The sequence below is a fragment of the Vibrio fujianensis genome (assembly GCF_002749895.1).
GTDB lineage: Bacteria > Pseudomonadota > Gammaproteobacteria > Enterobacterales > Vibrionaceae > Vibrio > Vibrio fujianensis.
Genome location: NZ_NBUS01000041.1, coordinates 295,176 through 316,134 on the forward strand (window position 1 = coordinate 295,176; position 20,959 = coordinate 316,134).

20 protein-coding genes are annotated in these 20,959 nt (G+C 41.1%); 8 read left to right on the top strand and 12 right to left on the bottom strand.

Annotated elements, in window-relative coordinates:
* The 5 genes from B7C60_RS18560 to B7C60_RS08560 form a co-directional block, all read right to left on the bottom strand.
* Nucleotides 1–540 (bottom strand): alcohol dehydrogenase catalytic domain-containing protein (locus B7C60_RS18560; RefSeq protein ID WP_245869000.1); only part of this gene is annotated, 540 nt, incomplete at its 3' end.
* 46 nt (nucleotides 541–586) lie between these two features.
* Complete coding sequence (locus B7C60_RS08545) at nucleotides 587–1,990, bottom strand: PTS mannitol transporter subunit IICBA (RefSeq protein WP_099611281.1); 1,404 nt, start codon at nucleotides 1,988–1,990, stop codon at nucleotides 587–589.
* A gap of 12 nt (nucleotides 1,991–2,002) precedes the next feature.
* Nucleotides 2,003–2,446: a PTS sugar transporter subunit IIA gene (locus B7C60_RS08550; RefSeq protein ID WP_099611282.1), complete on the bottom strand. Its 444-nt coding sequence runs from the start codon at nucleotides 2,444–2,446 to the stop codon at nucleotides 2,003–2,005.
* 499 nt (nucleotides 2,447–2,945) lie between these two features.
* Complete coding sequence (locus B7C60_RS08555) at nucleotides 2,946–4,508, bottom strand: alpha-glucoside-specific PTS transporter subunit IIBC (protein ID WP_099611283.1); 1,563 nt, start codon at nucleotides 4,506–4,508, stop codon at nucleotides 2,946–2,948.
* Nucleotides 4,509–4,567: 59 nt separating this feature from the next.
* Nucleotides 4,568–5,893: a 6-phospho-alpha-glucosidase gene (locus B7C60_RS08560; RefSeq protein WP_099611284.1), complete on the bottom strand. Its 1,326-nt coding sequence runs from the start codon at nucleotides 5,891–5,893 to the stop codon at nucleotides 4,568–4,570.
* 185 nt (nucleotides 5,894–6,078) lie between these two features.
* Here B7C60_RS08560 and B7C60_RS08565 point away from each other — a divergent pair, with 185 nt between their 5' ends.
* Nucleotides 6,079–6,795 (top strand): GntR family transcriptional regulator, encoded by a 717-nt coding sequence (locus B7C60_RS08565; protein ID WP_245869002.1) that lies wholly within the window; start codon nucleotides 6,079–6,081, stop codon nucleotides 6,793–6,795.
* Nucleotides 6,796–6,906: 111 nt separating this feature from the next.
* Here the strand turns inward: B7C60_RS08565 and citG are convergent, their stop codons facing one another.
* From citG to citC, 6 genes are read right to left on the bottom strand one after another with little or no spacing between them, the layout of a single operon-like run.
* Entirely contained in the window at nucleotides 6,907–7,860 is a 954-nt protein-coding gene (gene citG / locus B7C60_RS08570) for a triphosphoribosyl-dephospho-CoA synthase CitG (RefSeq protein WP_099611285.1), read from the bottom strand.
* The gene (gene citX, locus B7C60_RS08575; RefSeq protein ID WP_099611286.1) at nucleotides 7,841–8,377 is read right to left on the bottom strand and encodes a citrate lyase holo-[acyl-carrier protein] synthase; all 537 of its coding nucleotides are present in this window, start codon (nucleotides 8,375–8,377) and stop codon (nucleotides 7,841–7,843) included. Before citX ends, citG begins: the two co-directional genes overlap by 20 nt.
* Nucleotides 8,374–9,846, bottom strand: coding sequence for a citrate lyase subunit alpha (citF, locus tag B7C60_RS08580; RefSeq protein WP_161428399.1), 1,473 nt, complete (start codon nucleotides 9,844–9,846; stop codon nucleotides 8,374–8,376). The genes citX and citF overlap by 4 nt, the downstream gene beginning before the upstream one ends.
* Nucleotides 9,847–9,900: 54 nt before the next feature.
* A complete protein-coding gene (gene citE, locus B7C60_RS08585; RefSeq protein WP_170887511.1) occupies nucleotides 9,901–10,776 on the bottom strand; it encodes a citrate (pro-3S)-lyase subunit beta in 876 nt (291 codons plus the stop codon).
* On the bottom strand, nucleotides 10,773–11,069 hold the full coding sequence (citD, locus tag B7C60_RS08590) for a citrate lyase acyl carrier protein (protein ID WP_099611289.1): 297 nt from the start codon (nucleotides 11,067–11,069) through the stop codon (nucleotides 10,773–10,775). Before citD ends, citE begins: the two co-directional genes overlap by 4 nt.
* A 44-nt stretch (nucleotides 11,070–11,113) precedes the next feature.
* Complete coding sequence (gene citC, locus B7C60_RS08595) at nucleotides 11,114–12,166, bottom strand: [citrate (pro-3S)-lyase] ligase (RefSeq protein ID WP_099611290.1); 1,053 nt, start codon at nucleotides 12,164–12,166, stop codon at nucleotides 11,114–11,116.
* 273 nt (nucleotides 12,167–12,439) lie between these two features.
* Here citC and citS point away from each other — a divergent pair, with 273 nt between their 5' ends.
* From citS to B7C60_RS08625, 6 genes are all read left to right on the top strand, one after another.
* Nucleotides 12,440–13,783, top strand: coding sequence for a citrate/sodium symporter CitS (citS, locus tag B7C60_RS08600; protein ID WP_099611348.1), 1,344 nt, complete (start codon nucleotides 12,440–12,442; stop codon nucleotides 13,781–13,783).
* A 58-nt stretch (nucleotides 13,784–13,841) separates the two neighbouring features.
* Complete coding sequence (locus tag B7C60_RS08605) at nucleotides 13,842–14,084, top strand: OadG family protein (protein WP_425445502.1); 243 nt, start codon at nucleotides 13,842–13,844, stop codon at nucleotides 14,082–14,084.
* Nucleotides 14,085–14,098: 14 nt separating this feature from the next.
* The gene (gene oadA, locus B7C60_RS08610; protein ID WP_099611292.1) at nucleotides 14,099–15,880 is read left to right on the top strand and encodes a sodium-extruding oxaloacetate decarboxylase subunit alpha; all 1,782 of its coding nucleotides are present in this window, start codon (nucleotides 14,099–14,101) and stop codon (nucleotides 15,878–15,880) included.
* A gap of 13 nt (nucleotides 15,881–15,893) precedes the next feature.
* Nucleotides 15,894–17,195, top strand: a complete 1,302-nt coding sequence (locus B7C60_RS08615; RefSeq protein ID WP_099611293.1) for a sodium ion-translocating decarboxylase subunit beta — start codon at nucleotides 15,894–15,896, stop codon at nucleotides 17,193–17,195.
* 112 nt (nucleotides 17,196–17,307) lie between these two features.
* Nucleotides 17,308–18,963, top strand: a complete 1,656-nt coding sequence (locus tag B7C60_RS08620) for an ATP-binding protein (protein WP_099611294.1) — start codon at nucleotides 17,308–17,310, stop codon at nucleotides 18,961–18,963.
* Complete coding sequence (locus B7C60_RS08625) at nucleotides 18,950–19,630, top strand: response regulator (protein ID WP_099611295.1); 681 nt, start codon at nucleotides 18,950–18,952, stop codon at nucleotides 19,628–19,630. The genes B7C60_RS08620 and B7C60_RS08625 overlap by 14 nt, the downstream gene beginning before the upstream one ends.
* Before the next feature lie 72 nt (nucleotides 19,631–19,702).
* Here B7C60_RS08625 and B7C60_RS08630 read toward each other — a convergent pair whose 3' ends face one another.
* Nucleotides 19,703–19,972: a hypothetical protein gene (locus B7C60_RS08630; protein WP_099611349.1), complete on the bottom strand. Its 270-nt coding sequence runs from the start codon at nucleotides 19,970–19,972 to the stop codon at nucleotides 19,703–19,705.
* Between the two features lie 334 nt (nucleotides 19,973–20,306).
* Between B7C60_RS08630 and selD the strand changes: the two genes are divergently transcribed.
* On the top strand, nucleotides 20,307–20,959 hold a 653-nt coding region (gene selD / locus B7C60_RS18565; RefSeq protein ID WP_281251676.1), incomplete at its 3' end, for a selenide, water dikinase SelD.

Genomic DNA, 20,959 nt, shown 5'->3' on the forward strand with positions numbered 1-20,959 from the left:
AGCCAGTGCCCCTCCCGTTTTGATCCCCATTTGATGTTCATAAATATACGGTGTTGTATGGTAACTTGCATGATATGCGCCGATGATACAAGACATCGGCTCTGCCAGCGAAGCATCCGCAAAATAATCCCCGTGATAGGGTAAAACACAACCTAAATCGATTGCTATTTTAGGGATGATAGAATAAGTCGCGTTACCACCAAATGTTTCATAACTATAACCCGCGGAATAGCCAGAAGGTAAGCCCATCGCAGGTTGTAGAACAAAGTAGTCGCCGACGGTAAATTGATCTTTTAGGTTCTCTCCTACTTGTATGATCACACCAGCATATTCATGACCTGTCATCACCGGGACTTGATCAATATTATTAGGTACACGTTTATGTTTACTACCTAGTAATGCGGCTTTGTAAGTGGATAAGCAAATACTATTAGAAATATTTTTGACCAAAAGTTCATCCGCGGAAATGCTGGGTAAATCAAACGTTCTAAGTTGGACATCGTTTTCACCACAGATCACCGCTGCTGTTGTTTTTACCATGATTCCTCTCCTCAATGGAGCGGATAGACCGCCCCATAATAACCTATTAGCCTTGTTTCTCAATCATCACCATCAACTCATCAAGAGCGGGATCATTAAGAAAGTTTTTAATCGTGATAACGGGTAAACCTGTCGCTTTGATAGCCCTTTCTTCTAGGCTTTCATGTGTGATGACAATATCAACGTCATTAGGCACATTTTCGATAGCAAAATTCTGCACTTGAATATCTATTCCAGCTTGGGTGAGCTTACGTTTAAATATCGATGCCCCCATCGCACTTGATCCCATTCCGGCATCGCAAGCAAAGGCAATAAATGCAATTGGTTTTGCTAATGCTTGAGCCTGCCCTACTGTGTTTGATTTGACCGTTCCTTGTGCTTTCATCGCTTGCATATTTGTGACGGACTTTTCGAATTCGCTTTCTTTTTCTACAGATTTACTCATTTTTAATATTGCACTTGCAACCAAAAAAGAAACGATTGTCGCACTTGTTACACCTGAGATGGTGGCTAGAAATCCACCTTTAGGAGTCAGTGCTAAGTAAGAGAATATGGAACCCGGACTTGGCCCTGCGACTAAACCTGCACCTAACAGATTAAAAGTGATGATCCCTGTTGCTGCTCCCGCAATCATGGCGACGATCATGATTGGCTTCATCAGTACATACGGGAAGTACAACTCATGAATACCACCAAAAAAATGAATGATGATGGCACTCGGTGCTGAGCGCTTAGAAAGGCCTTGACCAAATTTAGCATAAGCCAACAACATACCTAAACCAGGGCCTGGGTTCGACGCTACCATAAAAAAGATCGACTTACCGGTTTCTGCAGCGGCTTGTAAACCCAATGGATAATAGATCCCTTGATCAATCGCATTGTTTAAAAATAAAACCTTCGCTGGTTCATTAATGATAGCCAGTAAAGGAAGAAAACCTGTCGCGACTAATGCTTCAATCCCCGACTTAACAAATAAATTTGCTGCCGTGACCGATGGGCCAACAATGTGGTAGGCAAATAAACATAGGATCATGCCGATAATACCGAGTGAGAAGTTGTTCACGACCATCTCAAACCCTGAAGGAATCCGGTGTTGGATACGCTTATCGACCTGAACCATAACCCAAGCACTCAGTGGCCCCATGATCATTGCGCCGACAAACATGGGTATGTTGGCTCCCACAATGACTCCCATAGTCCCAATAGCACCCGCAACGGCTCCGCGTTTATCTCCCACTAGTTGACCACCGGTATAGCCAATCAATAGCGGCAGTAAATAAGTAATCATCGGCCCAACAAGCTCACCAAATGCTTCGTTTGGCATCCAACCTGTTGGAATAAAAAGTGCGGTAATAAAGCCCCAAGCGATAAAGGCTCCAATATTTGGCAGCACCATGGCAGTTAAATATCCACCAAAGGCTTGCACATTCGCTCGCATGTTTGCTTTCACGTTATGTTCCTTTTAGTATGCTTTGATTATCTCTAGCACTTGTTCTTTAGAAGAGGCTCGTGCCAATATTGCAATATTCTCTTCGTCCACAAACATCTCGCTTAGTGCTTGAATCACCTCTATGTGGGTATCAGAGTCTGTTGCAGCTAAAGTGATCAAAATATTGGCCGGACCAAGATCCGAACCAAAATCAACGGGAGTAGGAAAGATATGAATGCCTAGACCAGTTTTTAGTACGCCAGTTTCTGGGCGAGCATGAGGCATCGCCAACCCTGGACATAAAACATAATAAGGTCCATTCTCTTTGGTTGATTGGATAATAGCCTCTGCATATTGTTGCGAGACATATCCTCTATCTTCTAGATATTGAGTGGTCTTTTTTACCGCCTCTTGCCATTGATAAGGGCGATCATCAATCACATCAATAAGTTCATGATCAATAAGATCATACAGCATGATAAACCTCAATTACTGTTGTCCGTTGTGGTTAAAGGCATTATCAATGGAAAAAGAAGCCATGGGAAATAAGACCAAATCGTGATTTCTATTACAAAAAAAATTACATCAAGCCTTTTTTCATGCTTAACTTCTCATTTAAAGAATGAAAGTTTTTTACTTATTTGGTTAAAATTACAAATCAATACACAAAACGTGCAAAAAATCACATAAACAATATTTAAAATAAAAATAAAAATTTCTATTTAAATCACATTAAATGGATTGACACATGTTTTATTGTGATGAGGTCGAACTTAAAATCATGATAACTTCGTTTTAACTGGTATTAATTTTGTGAAAAATATCACATGTGAAAGTTTTAAAAATGTTAAATGTGTTTTTATTACAAAAAATATCAACTTAACCTTGTTATTATCGGTAATAAAAAGCCCCTACCTTACAAATGATAGGGGCTGGGGGTTACCTAGCAACTATAAACACAGGAGCAAACCGGTGATTAAGCAGGTAATCGTATACGCTGGCTCATTTCTTCTCTAACTTGAGGAACGGTTAAACCAACAATAATTTGAAAACTGTCGCCATTTCTCACCACATTTACTGCGCCATGGTGTTGAAAGAATTCTGTTTCAGCAACGTTTTCTGGATGATGTACCTTTACTCTTAAGCGAGTGGCACAGTTAGTCAGTAACGCAATATTTTCTTTACCTCCTAACCCCTCAATAAAGGCCAGCGCTTGGTTGTCTTCGCTAGTGCTCGCTTCCTCACCAACCGCCGCACCTTTCTTAAAGTCAGATTTAGTGTATAGCTTAGCTTGCGCATCACCACGTCCAGGGGTAGGAATATCGTATTTTAAAATTAAGGTACGAAAAACAACAAAATAGATAGCGGTAAAACTTAAGCCAATGAAAACTTGAATGACATAAGTTCCAGCATGATTGCTGCCCAGAGGTAGCCAATTTTGGAACACAAAATCAATCAAACCTGTCTGGAAGTTACCTGACACACCAAACCAATAAGCAATCGTTGCCATAGTGGCCGATAAAGCAGCGTGTAAAGCAAACAATAGCGGAGCAATAAATAAGAAAGTAAACTCAATCGGCTCAGTGATCCCGGTGAGTATGGCCGTCAAAGACGCTCCCAAAACTAAACCCAACACCATTTTTTTGTTGTTTGGCTTCGCTGTAGAATATAAAGCGAGTGCAATACCTGTACAACCAAAGACTTTACCCATCCCGGTTAACATCAACCCCCCTTGAGGAAACTGTTCGGTCAATGGCGCTGGATTAGCCGCAAACTCTGGAATATGTTGAATCCAATAGGCCACCGTCCCACCATCCACAGCCACAGGGCCATAAAACACCGGACCATAAACAAAATGATGTAATCCTGTTGGGATCATAATTCGCTCAAGGAAGGTGAATGCCCACACACCAAATGAACCAGCAGAGACTAAAAAGGTTTGTAAGTTATTGATGCCATGTTGAATACTTGGCCACACTAAACAGGTAACGATCGCCAACAACACCATAATGGGGAAGCTAATGATCACGACTAATGGGGTGCCGCCAAACACCGCTGCCCAGTTTGGTAATTTTTTGTCAAAGTAGCGGTTATGAACCCATACCGAGATCCCTGCAATCACAATTGCACCAATCAAGTTAGTATCTAGGGTTAAAATTCCACCAATATCCGTTAAACCACGCTCACCCGCAGCATAATTGACCCCTAATTCTGGCCCCCAAAATTGTAGTATCCCACCCACTACATAATTAAAGGTAATGTAAGAAACTAAAGTAGCCAGTACCGCACGGCCAGAGGCTGATTTTGCCAAGGCGATCGGTAATCCCACCGCAAACACCAAAGACATATTCTTAAATACCGCCAATGATGCCTGCAGTAAGATAGTGGATACTTTTACCCAAGTACTCCCTTCAACAGCCCAAGGAAATAAATCTTGATTGAGTAGCATAACTGAGAATCCAAGCAACATCCCTGCTGCCGGAAACAATAGCACTGGAACAAACATCGCAGCGCCAAAACGTTGGATCATATCTTTCATAATGACCTCATCCTTTGGTTTATCTTATAAAATAGGCCCGTATAACTGGGCCTGAAAATTTATTTAAATTGAGGTAAGTAGGAGGCATTTTCTACTAATAATTTATCCACGATGGCCTGTGCCGTCGGCACATTTACCACGGTGCGATTTAACGTTAAAGCGTTAACTAAGGTTTGACGACAACCACTAAACCAAGCATCAACCACTAATTTCTCATAACCCAATTGAGTTTCGATCATGGCTTTTTGGAAGGTTGGAATATGACCAACCGCAAAAGGTTTTGGGCCGTCATTGGTCAACGCTGCTGGTACTTCAACCATGGCATCGGACTGAATATTTGCAATTGCACCTTGGTTCGGCACAATCACAAGATAGGTTTCTCCAAGATTATAGGCTAGTGAAGCAGCCACTCTGACCATATAACGGCCGTGAATATCGGCATGTAACTGCTCATGCTGTGCTGTGCCCGCTTCAATAATGCGTCGGTTAAGCTCAAACACTCGCTTCTCTCGACCATTAATCACTTGACGGGCACGAGTGTTATTAATGTCTTCTTTAGCAACCATTTTTTCTGGATAGAGATAATACTGCAGGTAGGTATTAGGCAAAAATTGCGGATTATCACGTAACATGATCTGCATATTTTTAAATGTTGCTTGCCATGAAGGATCATCGGCAATTTCGGCATCCACTGCACTGATCCCTTGCTCAAGGATAATGTGTTTAATTTTATCGGTCAGATCTTCCCCTTGGCGATTACGAATTTTAGTAAACCATCCATAATGGTTGAGGCCAAAATACTCTGGAACCAAATCCCAAATTTCGCAATTAAGTAGCTGAGCATAGCTGACCATGATCGCCGCTGGCATATCACAGATATTAAGAATTCGTTTGTCGTCAGGAAACTCTCGATTTAAGGCTTCTGCAACAATGGCGGCCGGGTTGGTATAATTTAAAATCCATGCATCCGGAGCATAATGGCGGATCTCATTAACTAAGGTGATCATATCACCAATAGAACGCAGACCGTAAGCCATACCACCTGCCCCACAGGTTTCTTGACCGACACAACCGAATGAAAGCGGAATTTGCTCATCACGTTCCCGCATCGCTAGGCCACCGGTGCGGATCTGAATAAAAAAGAAATCACTATCGCTAAACGCTTCTGCTTTGTCCGTGGTATAGACAAATTCTTCAACTTCTGGATAGGCTTCACGCAGAACAATTTCGGTCGCTAAAGCATTCGAAGCCTGGCGCTGTTCATCAATATCATAGAAAGTAATTTTACTGAGTGGAAAGTTCTCTTTCTCTGCAATCAAGCTATTGATCATACCTAATGTATAGGTACTACCCGCTCCAACGATGGTGAGTTTTTGTTTTTTCATGCTGTTATCCTCATTCTGTAACCAGCCACTTTGTATTATTAAAGTATCAAACATACAATACAAAAGTAATACATATAAGATTGTTTTTTGATCTAATCAACACTAAACTGTCGAAAATGTATTTTAAATGTATTAACGATCACAGTTTTGCTATCATGGCTAGCATTAATGGAAGGAGGACTTGCGTGGACAAACCAAGATATTTACAGATTGCCGATCAATTGATCGCAGGTATCAAAAGTGGTGAATATAAACCGGGAACACTGCTCCCCACAGAAGCAATACTACAAAATATATTTTCGGTGAGCCGGGTGACGATTCGTAAAGCCATGGAGATCTTGGTTGAACAAGATTTACTTGTTCGTGTCAGAGGGAGTGGTACTTACGTCAAAGCAGCAAAAACTCAACATAATGCCTTTGAGTTAAGCGGATTTATTGAAGAAGTGTCAGCACAAGGCAGAGAACCGTCTTCGCAAGTGATCACATTTGAAATTCAACCCTGCAATGCTTCAATTGCCCAAAAATTACAACTAGAAGAAGGGCAACTTATCTATGCCGTACAACGCTTACGTTTGATAGATAAGGAACCGGAAATTTTAGAGTGCACTTATTTACCGGTCGAGATGTTTACCGACTTAAGTTTAGAAGTGATGCAAACCTCAAAATACGATTATATTGAGAATCAAAAAGGACTGACGATAGCCTTAAGCCGACAAGTGGTTTGGCCGGATACACTGACCGAAAATTTGGCTTGTTTACTTAATAGCGAGGAGGGAGCTCCTATCCTTCGCGTCGAATCGGTAAGTGAATTAGTCGATGGTCGACCATTTGAATTTACCATCAACTATTTTAGACTCCATCAACACAGCTTTGAGTTTGTTGCACATCGTCATCAGCACTAACGATGTGGAATATATTGGGTGTACTAGCACACGGTAAGTTTTATGCTACGGTAAGTTTTATGCGAGTAGGAAAACCCTACTACTATTAATATTCATAATAGCAGTAGGACATTAGTCAATATCTATCGCCGAGTATTGACTCAATGGCTCTATTTCTGCCAATAACCATGTTATGGCTAATAGATCTGCACTCCCACCCGGACTTAAGTTTCTCTTGATTAACTCTCTGTCAAAGTCAATTAATTTTCCTTCAAACTGAGGGTCAAGCCAACCGCCATGCATTAATAGTTTTTTTGACATATTCTGAACATAACGTAAACCATGCATACCGCCACGAGATACCACATTAGTGTCTTGATTATAGGCCATAAGAGTAACAAGGCTCTGCCAGAGAGCTTCTTCGGCTGAAGCCCCCTCAGAGAGGGCGGTTTGATATGCTGGTAAACTATAAGTCAGTACCGTTTGATATCCCCGCGCCGCTTCTCCTCGGGCACCAGTTAAGCCAAATTCTCGATATAACCTTTGTCCGTGAGTATGCACCTTAGTTGAATCATCCAATTCTCGCACAATCAATAAAGAACAACTCTGTTTTATAACTTGACTAATATAATTCGCATCAATTGTGATACCTTTACCAACCAACCATCCCACTGCGCCACATACCAGTCCAAGAGAAAATATCATCCCTTTATGAGTATTAACTCCACTCGTGGCGTTAAACATTGCATTTTCAGCTTTCAAGCCAATGGGACGCAACACATCGATCAGACTCTCAACTGAACATTGAGAATGCTCAAAACCTGCATAAAGAAAATCATTTAAAAAAGGTCGTATTGCATCCGCGCTGGCTTCAAACAAAGCGACATCCATGTCTGAGTGTGAACCATTATTTATCAAATCCACTAATCCAGGTTTAGGTGAAAGGTGAACTTCGACCAGCATAGAATGATAAGCAAGCTCTGCAATTAATGAAAATAGATGAGCTTTTCCTCTCACTCGCGGATTAACCTGTGTTAAATTGCCGACATCCTGATCGAGCAATAATTTAAGAGCAACATTGGTCATGGCACACCATCGCCTCGATATAAGATACTAAGGTTTGTACATCATGACGACGAGAGCGGGCACAAACTACCGCATCGTTATCACAGATATAGCATGTACGCCTTGCCATGCCCTGTCCTTTTCTTGAGATAACTTTTCCATTTACATCAATGATATCTATATCCATAACTCGTCCTAAGCGGTGCTGGTTTTCTATCGCTATCATGACACGCTTTAGGGCGATGGCTTCTGATACTCTCACCGAAAAAATGGCTTCAGGGCCCGTCAATTGGAATAACAACTGACGCCCTTCAATCCGCCACCCTTTTTTAATACAAGCTTCCTGAATGGCTTGTACTCCTTGATCAAATATCAACTTCGTACAATCCGTCATTTTTAGTGGACCCGGCATATTGACGGAAAACGAGACTAAAGGAAGAGAGTAGCGTTTCAGCCACTCTGCTTGTCGTTGCACCCGAGCTTCTTTGTTCGCCAACACTTGGTCGAGGCTCACAGTTTGCCCATAATCAAGACTCATACCATTTTTACCTTTTTGATCACATCAATGACTGAGCCATCTCGATAGCGTATATAACCAACGACTTGTTCTTCATATTCAATCGGCTCAGCTGTGCCGGTTAGCAATTGAGCTCTAACCATTAACGCTTCGATATCGAAAACAGGAAGACCTGACTTTAATAACCTCGCTTTAATTTCAGGCCGCAGTGGGTTAACTGCAATACCGTGATCTGTTACTAATACATCAATTGACTGCCCGGGCGTAACGACATTTAGGACTTGCTCAACGACTGTTGGAATCCGCCCTCGTACCAATGGGGCAACGACCACCGCTAGATTAGCACCAGCGGCTGCATCGCAATGACCACCAGATGCGCCTCGTATGACACCATCAGAACCAGTAATCACATTTACATTGAAGTTAACATCAATCTCAAGTGCACTAAGAACGACAAGATCGAGTCGATCCACAACAGCTCCTTTCGAAGAAGGATTAGCATATTCATTGGCTGAGATTTCTACGTGATTTACGTTACGAGCAAGTGAATCGACGGCTCCTGAATCAAAACATTGAACATCGAGCAGATTACGAATTAAGCCTTTTTCGTACATTGATACCATAGTCGAGGTGATGCCACCTAACCCAAACTCCGCGGTAATCCCCGTCTTTTCCATACTCTTTTCTAAAAAACGGGTTACCGCCAAAGAAGCGCCACCAGACCCCGTCTGTACCGTAAAATCTTGTTTAAAATAACCGGAGTGAATGATCACATCTGCAGCTCGTTTCGCAATTAACAACTCACGAGGATTAGTGGTTAAACGAGTTTCTCCGCCACCAATCTTACTGGCATCACCCACTTCCTCAACTTGAACGATCAGATCCACTGTGTCTTGACTAATTGAAGCCGGATGATTGGGATAATCAACTAGAGATTCGGTCAATACCACAACTTGATTCGCATGTTGCGCATCAATTTTTGCGTATCCAAGTGAACCACAACGTGATTGGCCATGCATCCCATTTGCATTACCAAATTCATCGCAGCATGGAACCCCGATAAATGCGATATCGATCTTCAATTCACCCGTTTTGATAAGATGAACACGTCCACCATGAGAATGGATATGCACCGGTTGTTTAAGAATCCCTTGTGAAATGGCTTCTCCAAGTTCTCCCCGTATACCCGATGTATAGATCCGACTAATCACCCCATTTTTAATGTGATTAACCAATGGTGAATGAACACTGGTTAAGGAACTAGAAGCTAACGTTAAATTTTTAAACCCCATATTCGCAATGGTTTCTAAGACTAAATTAACGACTTTATCCCCGCCACGAAAGGCATGATGGAAAGAAATTGTCATACCATCTTTAAGTCCAGCTTTGATAATAGCTTGAGATAAATCAGGTTGTAATTTTCTAGATAGGTTTATGTTTGCTTCATTAAGGTGTGGTGTTAAGGTATTTGCTCCTGAAAACAACGTCATTGTTTCAGGCAATGATAATGAGGTGTATGGTTCCATTTTTTTCATGATCTAGCCCTACTCTTTAATCCCAGATTGTGCTTTTTGTAATGTCCAACGAGCTCGTTCAATGATTGGCCCATCGACCATTTTTCCATTGAGAGAAACAACACCAAGCCCTTGGGCTTGCGCTTCTTCTGCAGCTTCTATCACTTGAGTTGCATAATTAACTTCTTTTTGGGTTGGAGCAAAAACATTATGGAGTAACTCGATTTGTCTTGGATTAATGAGCGACTTACCATCAAAGCCTAGTGTTTTAATATGTTCAGCTTCATTGATAAATCCTAATTCATTATTGGCATCAGAATAAACCGTGTCAAAAGCCATGATCCCAGCAGCACGAGCCGCTTGTAATATTGAGCAACGAGCAAATAATAATTCAACACCTTCGGGCGTTCGCTGTGTTTTTAGATCTCGTACATAATCTTCAGCACCCAGCGCAATACCAATTAAACGAGGCGAGGCTTGTGCGATACCAATGGCATTATTGACGCCTTTTGCACTCTCTATTGCAGCCATCATTCTGGTACTCCCTACTGCTCGTCCGCAGACACGTTCGATATCTTCTATACAGCGTTCCATTTCCAAAACATCCTCTGCGTTGTCTGTTTTGGGTAAGCGGACAACATCAACACCCGCACGAACAACAGCATGAAGATCTTTTAAACCAAACTCAGATTCAAGGGGATTTACGCGAACAACCGTCTCTATGTCTTGATAAAGTGGATGCTGTAAGGCATGAAAAACCAGCATACGAGCGGTATCTTTCTCCCGTAATGCCACCGAGTCCTCTAAATCAAACATAATGGTATCGGGCTGATAAATAAAACTATTACTCAACATGGCTGCATTTGCCCCAGGTACAAATAACATGCTACGACGCAATTTACTCATGATAATTTGCTCCATTGAATTTGGTTGTTCTCTGCTGCACGCATCACCGCGGCTTGTACACGAGCTTTAATAACACAATCTAGCGCGCCTTTATCTTCGACTTCTACAATTGCTGACGACACACCCATTGAACGAAGAACTTCTTGGATCAACTTTTCTATCGCTCTGCCAAACTGTTTTTGTACAGTACTATCAAGATAAATATGGATATCACCATCAGGGTTAGGTGATATACGAACTTGCAGATCACTTGACTCAAGTGTCCCTGCAAAAGCGGGTTTTATGATTTTCATTAAAATGACCTTTAACACATTGGTTAAAATAAAAGCTGGCTAATTTAAGCCGCTGCAATTTCTTCATTACGCCAAGCAAACCAAGTTGGATGCTGATGTAGATAATCTATGGAAGTAATAGGTAAAAAATAACTCAACAATTCCCACTCCCCTTTTTTTAATAGTCCTCGAACCGTAGAAGCCGAAATGGGCTGGCCAGAGGTACACTTACGCGCGACCTCTACCACATTGACCACAGGGCTAGTTAGTTCTTCTACTGTCAATCGATATTTCATTTGCTGATTATAATAATTAGTAACCATACACTCTGGTTCACTACCTACAAATCGATGAGTAATTCCTAGTGCTGGTGCAATATGATGACGAAATAAATTGAGGTCAATTGCCGTATGGCAATAATCAATTAAGCACTTATCTTTAATAAAATAGGTGGGGAATGTTGCTTTTGAAATGATATAGTTAGAACTTTTATGTAAAGTAATATTGGTAATATTTTCCGTTCCCATCACTATCATATTAAAACGATCAGTATAAGAAAAACCGCAGCCTTCTTCACTCACGATAAAAACATGCAACCAATCACATTGAGCTGCGGCCACCTCAACCAAATATTGATGTCCTAAGGTAAAAGGGTTAGCATTCATCACAATGCTTCCTATTTTCTTTCCTGTTTTTTTATCTTTTTTTAATTCATTAATAAAATTACTTAAATTGGTTTGACTATTTTCCATCAAAACTAATTTATCATCAGCATACGCAATAGGGTAAAAACCAGAGTTTCGAAATAATTTTATATTTTCTGGTTTAGTAAATAGAAAAAGTTCAAAGCGATCCATTTCATAAGCCATTGCCGTAAGCTCTGTCATTAATCGAAGAGAAAATCCGGAACCATGCAACACAGGGTCGATTGCTATTGACTTCAGTATGTTACCGGCCAGCCCTCCACAAGCAATAATTTGATCTTGAGATTTCGCGACCACAAATCGTTCAACATCAGCGTCAACACCTAAACCGTAACCAGCAAGAAATTCGGTAATAGCACCAAACTTGTCATATTGATTTCGGCTAACTCGACTAAATGAATACGTATCAATCATTGCTCTACCCTCTTTTGCTACCCCCTCATCATGCGTGACTTAAACGTGAAAAATAATGATCAATATCGATTATTTTCTTCGACTAAAAGTCATTTATGATTTTAATGAATTTAATCACTCAACTCACTGTAATTAAAAAGAAAACTAATTAAAAACTTTAAATTCATAAGTGTAGATATACTCTACAGTTTAAAATGATCACTCTCACAGTTAGTTCAACATTTGAAATATAAATTACTCGATGTTAAATCAACACGGAATGGAATAATAATGATGAACGAAAAAACGATTTCAATACCAGAAACAAAAAGTCTAGGATTGGATGCCCTATCTCAATTCCGAATATTTGGATTACCTCTTCCATTATATGCTTTTATGTTTGCAGTAACTTTAATTGCCCATATAACAGACACCATACCCAATAACATTGTTGGCGGATTTGGTTTTATGTTTGTTATTGGTGCTCTTTTTGGCGAATTAGGTAAACGATTACCAATATTCAATAAATATATTGGTGGTGCACCTGTTATGATCTTCCTAGTCGCCGCTTGGTTTGTTCATGCAGGGTTGCTGACTCAGAATGAAATTAATACCGTTACCGCCGTTATGAAAAAAACAGATTTCTTAGATTTATTTATTGCAGTTTTAATTACAGGCTCAATCCTAGCTGTCAATCGAAAGCTACTACTTAAATCGTTAGTCGGTTATATCCCAACCATCCTCGCGGCTGTCGCTGGAGCCTCTATCTTAGGTATTTTAGGTGGCATGATATTTGGTATTTCTATTGAGAAAATCATGATGCTTTACGTATTACCGATTATGGGTGGTGGCAATGGCGCTGGCGCTATTCCTTTATCTGAAATATATGAATCTGTCACAGGAGGTTCCAAAGAGCAATATTACTCCGTCGCCATTGCAATCCTCACCATCGCAAACATTGTAGCCATCATTGCTGCTGCAGTGCTCAATAGCATTGGCGAGAAAGTCCCAGCACTGACAGGTAATGGTGAACTATTACGAAAATCAACCTTTGATGTTGAAGAACAAAAAACGCCCAAAATAACGCCACGAGAAATCGCAATAGGTCTAATGATGGCAGCATGCATTTATACCTTTGCATCAGCTCTCTCTAAACAAATTCTGCCAGGTTTTGGCGATGTCAAAATCCATACCTTTGCTTACATGGTTATTATTGTAGCGATTGTTAACGGCTGTGGCATTTGCTCTGAAGAGATTAAAGAAGGTGCAAAACGTCTATCCGCATTCTTTTCCAAACAACTGTTGTGGTTACTTATGGTCGGTGTTGGTATCGCTTATACCGATCTTGGAGAAATTATCAATGCGCTAACTTTTATAAACCTCATCATAGCGACCCTAATTGTATTCGGAGCCATCATCGGTGCATCCATTGGTGGATGGTTTATGGGATTTTATCCTATCGAATCCTCAATCACCGCTGGACTATGTATGGCTAACCGTGGCGGATCTGGCGATTTAGAAGTATTAGCTGCATCTAATCGAATGAGTTTGCTTTCTTATGCCCAAATTTCTTCTCGTCTTGGTGGCGGTGTAGTGTTGGTCATCGCTAGTGTTGTCTTCGGTATGCTAGGCAGTTAACCCCTCTCTATTTATCAAAGAGTAAAGCCGTCACTTTGCTCTTTTTCTCTATTGGAAGATTCTTATGAATAGTTATTTATTCACAGAAGGCGTCAACCTCATGACTTTAGGAATGGGGTTTGTTTTTACTTTTCTTGTTTTCTTAGTTTTTACTGTAAAGGGAATGTCTTACTTTTTGGAGCGTATTCATTCCACCTCAACGTTGGCCAAGAAAACACATAAAAAACAACAAAAACAAGATGAAAATCAGCTAATTGCGGTTCTCTCTGCCGCTGTTCACCACCATCAACAAAACTCGTAATAAGAGGAAAACGAATGTCTAAGTTAACTCAACACATTGGTATTACTGATGTTGTACTACGTGACGCCCACCAATCATTATTTGCGACCCGATTACGTATTGAAGATATGCTCCCCATTGCAGCAGAATTGGATAATATCGGCTATTGGTCACTGGAATGCTGGGGAGGAGCTACCTTTGATAGCTGTATTCGTTTTCTTGGTGAAGATCCATGGGAAAGACTGCGTAAGCTAAAAAAAGCAATGCCCAAAACACCACTTCAGATGTTGTTAAGAGGTCAAAATTTACTAGGTTATCGCCATTACGCCGATGATGTAGTCGATATGTTTATCGAACGCTCTGTCATGAATGGGATGGATGTTTTTCGAATTTTCGATGCAATGAATGACTGCCGAAATATGCAGCAAGCAATCTCAGCGGTCAAAAAACAAGGTGCACATGCACAAGGGACACTGTGCTATACCACCAGTCCTGTCCATAACCTACAAACTTGGGTTGATACTGCACAGCAATTGAGTGAACTAGGTGTTGATTCTATCGCCATCAAAGATATGGCCGGTATATTAACACCAACTATAGCAAGTGAATTGATAGCAACACTAAAAAAACAAGTAGATGTAGATCTTCATTTACACTGTCATTCGACTGCGGGTATGGCAGAGATGACTTTGATGAAAGCAATTGAAGCAGGCGTTGATCGAGTAGACACAGCCATTTCTTCCATGAGCGGAACATATGGTCATCCAGCAACAGAGTCTTTAGTGGCAGTATTACAAGGGACTAAATATGATACGGGATTAGACATTTCAGCCTTAGAATCCGTCGCTGCTTATTTTAGAGACGTTCGGAAAAAATACATCGATTTCGAAGGCCAATTAAAAGGTTCCGATTCGAGAATTCTTGTCGCTCAAGTTCCCGGCGGGATGTTAACTAATATGGAAAGTCAGCTTAAACAACAAAATGCAGAAGATAAGCTCGATGAGGTACTTCAAGAGATCCCTAAAGTAAGAAAAGAACTTGGCTATCTGCCTCTTGTGACTCCTACCTCTCAAATTGTCGGTACTCAATCGGTTATCAATGTTCTCATGGGAGAACGTTACAAAAACATCACGAAAGAAACAGCCGGTATTTTACGTGGAGAATATGGCCTAACGCCTGCGCCCGTCGATCCTGATCTACAGCACCGAGTATTGAAAGACTCGAAACCGATTACCTGTCGTCCAGCGGATAAAATTGAACCTGAAATAAAAACATTGATTAATAAAATTACTGAGCAAGCAAAATCGAAAAACATTGTCCTTGCTGAACAGAGTATCGAGGATGTATTGACCATCGCACTCTTCCCACAAGTTGGCTGGAAATTCTTGGAAAATCGCAATAATCCTAATGCATTTGAGCCTACACCAATGCCCCATAACGCCATAGTAGAGAAACAGTCCATGACCTCAACCCCTAAAAATGACATTTATACCATTACCGTTAACAACCAAAGCTATGTCGTTCAAGTCAATACAGGAGGAAACATAGAGTCACTATCAACAACACAAACCATAGTGCCTAAATCCGACTTAAGTCATGAGGATTCCGAGTCCATAAACGCGCCTTTAGCTGGCAATATTTGGAAGATCCATGTCAAGCCTGGAGATTCCGTAGAAAAAGGCGATGTCCTACTTATTTTAGAAGCCATGAAAATGGAAACTGAAATCAGAGCATTTCGAGCAGGTCGCATCCTGAATATCAAGGTATCAGAAGGCGATGCAGTTAATGTTGGCGAACCTTTGCTTCAATTAGCATAATGAGATATTAACTATGGAAAATGCTTTAAACCTCATTAACGACTTTGGCTTGTTTCATCTTGAGTGGGGACAAGCTGTGATGATTTTAATCGGCTTGTTCTTGTTATATCTAGCGATTAAGAAACAATTTGAGCCTTTACTTCTAGTTCCTATCGGATTTGGTGGTATTCTGGCCAACCTACCTGATGCAGGGTTAGCGCTTTCTGCCGTTGATAATGCACTTTACGCAGCAAAGCCAGAAGTCATGTCTGCCTTTGGGTCGATGTTAAATATAACAACTCATTCCGCCACTGAAATTAAAATCGCGTTATCGAACGCTACCCCTACTCAATTAGCAAATATTCATTTGCTTGCTCAAGAATACCAATATTCAGATGGTATGCTGTACTTGTTTTATAGCATTGCTATTGCTTCAGGCGCTGGGCCATTAGTGATTTTTATGGGCGTCGGAGCCATGACAGATTTTGGCCCACTGCTTGCCAATCCCAAAACTCTTCTATTGGGTGCTGCAGCCCAATTTGGCATTTTTGCAACCGTTCTTGGTGCACTAGGCTTGAGCGCTATCGGTGTCATGGATTTTAGTGTTGCACAAGCTGCAGCCGTGGGCATTATTGGTGGTGCCGATGGGCCAACAGCGATTTATGTATCAAGTTTACTGGCACCAGAGTTGCTAGGGGCTATTGCTGTTGCCGCCTATTCATATATGGCGTTGGTGCCTTTGATTCAACCGCCTATAATGCGAGCGCTGACCACAGAATCTGAACGCCAAATCACCATGCAACAACTAAGAAGTGTCGGAAAGTTAGAAAAAATAAGCTTTCCTCTGCTGCTGCTTATTTTAATCGCCATGTTGCTGCCTTCAGCAACACCACTCTTAGGGATGTTTTGTTTTGGTAATCTTATGCGTGAATGCGGGGTTGTTGAGCGACTATCAGCAACAGCACAAAATGCTCTTATTAATGTAGTCACGATTTTTTTAGGGCTTTCTGTTGGTTCAAAACTGGTCGCCGATAAATTCCTACAACCACAAACCATTGGCATCCTCGCCCTTGGTATTATCGCTTTCTGTATTGGTACTATCGCTGGCATCTTAATGGCAAAATTGATGAACCGTTTCAGTAATGAAAAAGTAAACCCATTAATTGGTTCCGCTGGCGTATCAGCCGTACCTATGGCTGCAAGAGTGTCAAATAAAGTTGGTCTAGAAGCAAATAATCAGAACTTTTTATTGATGCATGCAATGGGACCAAACGTGGCTGGCGTCATTGGTTCAGCGGTGGCAGCAGGAGTGATGATTAAATATGTGATCGGATAAACACTTATATAAAAAATGAGACCTGAATTTATCTATTCACTAGATCTCGATCAGGTCTCTTGTTCATTTCATTTGATAATTTATCCTTTAACGAACAAGAAGTTAATAGCCCATGCCAGATCCGAAATTCCACCATTATCTCTGCCGTAATCTCTCATTTAGACAACGGGTCTGGTTATTACTTTTCATCGTCGTTTCTTTCCAGCTCCTTCTAATTGCTGGTTATTTTCACTACATTGTTTCAGACACCTTAAGACACCAAGTCAGTACACGAGCGGTGATTCAAGCACGTGAAATAGCCAGTGATCCGCAACTCATCCAAGCCATCTTGCTACACGATACCGAGCGCATTCAAAAACAAATCAAACGCCTTCAAGGGATTTCAGATGCCAATTTTATTGTAGTTGGTGACCAAAATGGCATTCGTCTCGCCCATCCAGACAAATCTAATATAGGCTATCCAATGCAAGGAGGTGATAACAGGCGCGCATTAGAAGAAGGTTTACACTACTACTCCATCAGGAAAGGGAGTTTAGGATTTGCCATCCGGGGGAAATCGCCAGTCGTTTCACCTACAGGCGAAATTATTGGCGTCGTCTCTGTAGGGTACTTATTAGATACCGTTAGCAACTGGCTACGTCTTTACTCTACCCCCTTTTTCTTTGCTTTATTTATTATTTTAATGTGTTCATCATTAGGGGCTTGGTTATTTTCTCGACATATAAAAAGCCAGATGTATGGCATGGAACCTGAAGATATTGCCCTTTCGTTACGAGTTCAAAATTCAGTCTTTGAAGCTGTTTATGAAGGAATTATCGCCGTTGACAAACAAGGACGAATTCTATCGGCAAATCAGCGAGGTCTTAAAATTCTCGGCATCGCACGTAATTTATCCTATTTACAAGGCCGAATGATCAATGAATACGTCACCCCTGCTGATTTTTTCTTAGGCGTAAAGATGGATGATTTTTCAAAAATGAGCCAAAGAAAGCATGAGGTTATTACTTGTAATGGAGAAACGCTGGTTGCCACACGAGTCAATATCTTGGAAGAAAATAAGCACTCCGGCTGGGTCGTCAGTTTCCGACCGCGCAATGACCTCAGCACCTTAACGTCTCAACTCACACAGGTGCAACAACAAACTGACAATTTGCGGGTGTTAAGTCACGAATATGCGAATAAACTATCAACCATAAGTGGGTTAATCCAAATCGGTGCTTATGAAGAAGCATTAAAAACAATAAGACAAGAAACGGAAACACACCAACAACTGATTGACTTCATTTCATCTACGTTTAATTCCAAAGTGATAGCGGGGTTATTACTCGGAAAATACAGTCGAGCAAAAGAACTTGGCCTTGAATTACATTTCGACCCCTATTGCCGATTAAGTCACTCTCCAACAAGGCTTACCGATGATGAATTAGCCGCTATTATCGGCAACTTATTAGATAATGCCTATGAAGCAACCCTTAAAAACGCTCATAGTAACCGCTGTATCTCTATTTTAATTTCTGATGCTAACGCCGCTGAATTGGTAGTGGAAGTCGCAGACAATGGTACAGGAATACCCAAAGAGATCAGAGATTCCTTATTTATTAAGGGGAGTACAAGTAAAACACAGCCAGGCCATGGCATTGGCTTGTATTTAGTTCATCAGTTAGTAAATCATGTTGGTGGAACAATATTAATCGACAATGCCGAACCAGCAGGGACTATATTTTCTTTATTTATTCCTAACGAGAGCTTAGAAAATGGAAATTTATGACGTTTTGATCGTAGAAGATGAAGCTAACATCGCTGATTTTCATTCTTACTATCTTCAGCAGACGCAACGATTCAGACCCATTGGAATTGCGAAAAATATCGCTGAAGCAAAAAAAATGATTCAGTTACTTAAGCCAAAACTTGTTTTGCTCGATAACTATTTGCCTGATGGAAAAGGCATTGATTTATTAAAAGACATCACCGCCACAAAGCATTCTCCTGATGTCATATTCATCACCGCCGCTAATGATATGGAAACCGTCAGAGAGGGGGTAAGATGTGGCGCTTTTGACTACTTATTAAAACCTATATCCTATGATCGTCTCACCGATTCTTTACAACGCTACCTGAAATATACCAGCTCATTAAAAGCCAATGACAACATTAACCAACGTCATGTTGATGAATTGTTTAACTTTCAATCTAAATCATCACAGATGCACACTTTGCCCAAAGGCATTGATGAACTCACTCTTGATAAAGTCATCCGTGCATTTGATGAGACAACCATCATTTATACGGCTGAATTGCTAGGAAATACCGTCGGAATAAGTAAAACAACCGCAAGACGCTATCTTGAATTTTTAGTTGCTCAAGGCTTTTTATTCGCTGAGATTCAACATGGTAAAGTCGGCCGTCCTGAGAGGGTTTATCAAAAAAAGAAATAATATCAGGTAGAGCGCTTTGGAACCCTACCATCCAAAGCGCTCCCTAAACGTCGCGATAATTCACAACGCTAATTACAGCGTTAAATCTACAGGAACAATTTCTGTGCTTTCTGATACCTCCAAGCGTTCTATATTCTCACTATGTGCTTTACATAACGGAATGACGAACACTTTATCGATTTCTCCAGCTATTGTTACCAACACGCCATGTTCTTGGTGTGCAATACAATTCACTTCCGAACAGTAACCTTGCCTAGAAGTACTAAAATGTCGCCAATATGCTAGCCATTCAAGCTTTGCTTTTTCAGTGATCAACTCATCAGATACATTGCTTACTATCATACCCATACCATTTCGTTAGTAGACAGAAGCATTACAACGAATTTTAAACGGCAAAAATCTCTGCATGTTCAAAGAAAAATAGGGATTTAATGTAAATTTTAGTTTCTATGATTTTTATTCGTTTTTTACATCAGAGTACATTCGGCTTTGCATCCTTTTCAACTCACACGACAATTAAGCATGCTTAACTAGGTCAACTCTGCAGTGACTATTTTCAAATTGATATTCGTATCATCGCTGAGTCATGATGTAGATCAGCGAGTTGAGTCACCATTCATATATTATTTTAAAAATTCAAAATTTGTTTAGTAACCAAATATGAGCGTTAATTATGATTGAAGATTCGATTCGCTTGACTGAATACAGCCACGGTGCGGGCTGCGGCTGTAAAATATCGCCTGAAGTTCTTGCCACCATCCTTGCCTCACAGCAACCTCATTTTATCGACCCTAACCTGCTCGTTGGCAACCAAAGCTGCGACGACGCCGCAGTCTACCAACTCAATGATGAAGTCGGCATCATCAGCACTACAGACTTCTTTATGCCTATCGTGGACGACCCGTTTACCTTCGGACGTATTGCAGCAACCAACGCCATTAGTGATATTTATGCCATGGGCGGTACACCCATTATGGCGATTGCGATCCTTGGCTGGCCAATTAATACCCTGTCGGCTGACGTGGCGCAGCAAGTGGTTGATGGCGGGCGTAAAGCGTGTGCCGATGCGGGAATCTGCTTAGCAGGCGGTCACAGCATCGACTCACCAGAACCGATTTTTGGGTTGGCCGTGACCGGTCAAGTGGCGCTAGATCGCATTCAACGTAACGATACAGCGAAAGAAAGTGACCTCATTTATCTTACCAAACCACTGGGTATTGGCATTCTGACAACCGCGCAGAAACAAAAGAAAATTGCACAAGGTGACACCGACATTGCAGTCAATGCCATGTGTCAACTGAACAAGATCGGTGAACAGATCGCGAAAAT

Bases quoted from the DNA above. Each gene is read 5' to 3' on its own strand.
- B7C60_RS08550 (WP_099611282.1), bottom strand. From the start codon at position 2,446: ATGCTGTATGATCTTATTGATCATGAACTTATTGATGTGATTGATGAT.
- B7C60_RS08555 (WP_099611283.1), bottom strand. From the start codon at position 4,508: ATGAAAGATATGATCCAACGTTTTGGCGCTGCGATGTTTGTTCCAGTG.
- B7C60_RS08560 (WP_099611284.1), bottom strand. From the start codon at position 5,893: ATGAAAAAACAAAAACTCACCATCGTTGGAGCGGGTAGTACCTATACA.
- citG (WP_099611285.1), bottom strand. From the start codon at position 7,860: ATGACCAATGTTGCTCTTAAATTATTGCTCGATCAGGATGTCGGCAAT.
- citX (WP_099611286.1), bottom strand. From the start codon at position 8,377: ATGAGTCTTGATTATGGGCAAACTGTGAGCCTCGACCAAGTGTTGGCG.
- citF (WP_161428399.1), bottom strand. From the start codon at position 9,846: ATGACGTTGTTTTCAGGAGCAAATACCTTAACACCACACCTTAATGAA.
- citE (WP_170887511.1), bottom strand. From the start codon at position 10,776: ATGAGTAAATTGCGTCGTAGCATGTTATTTGTACCTGGGGCAAATGCA.
- citD (WP_099611289.1), bottom strand. From the start codon at position 11,069: ATGAAAATCATAAAACCCGCTTTTGCAGGGACACTTGAGTCAAGTGAT.
- citC (WP_099611290.1), bottom strand. From the start codon at position 12,166: ATGATTGATACGTATTCATTTAGTCGAGTTAGCCGAAATCAATATGAC.
- citS (WP_099611348.1), top strand. From the start codon at position 12,440: ATGAACGAAAAAACGATTTCAATACCAGAAACAAAAAGTCTAGGATTG.
- oadA (WP_099611292.1), top strand. From the start codon at position 14,099: ATGTCTAAGTTAACTCAACACATTGGTATTACTGATGTTGTACTACGT.
- B7C60_RS08615 (WP_099611293.1), top strand. From the start codon at position 15,894: ATGGAAAATGCTTTAAACCTCATTAACGACTTTGGCTTGTTTCATCTT.
- B7C60_RS08620 (WP_099611294.1), top strand. From the start codon at position 17,308: ATGCCAGATCCGAAATTCCACCATTATCTCTGCCGTAATCTCTCATTT.
- B7C60_RS08625 (WP_099611295.1), top strand. From the start codon at position 18,950: ATGGAAATTTATGACGTTTTGATCGTAGAAGATGAAGCTAACATCGCT.
- B7C60_RS08630 (WP_099611349.1), bottom strand. From the start codon at position 19,972: ATGATAGTAAGCAATGTATCTGATGAGTTGATCACTGAAAAAGCAAAG.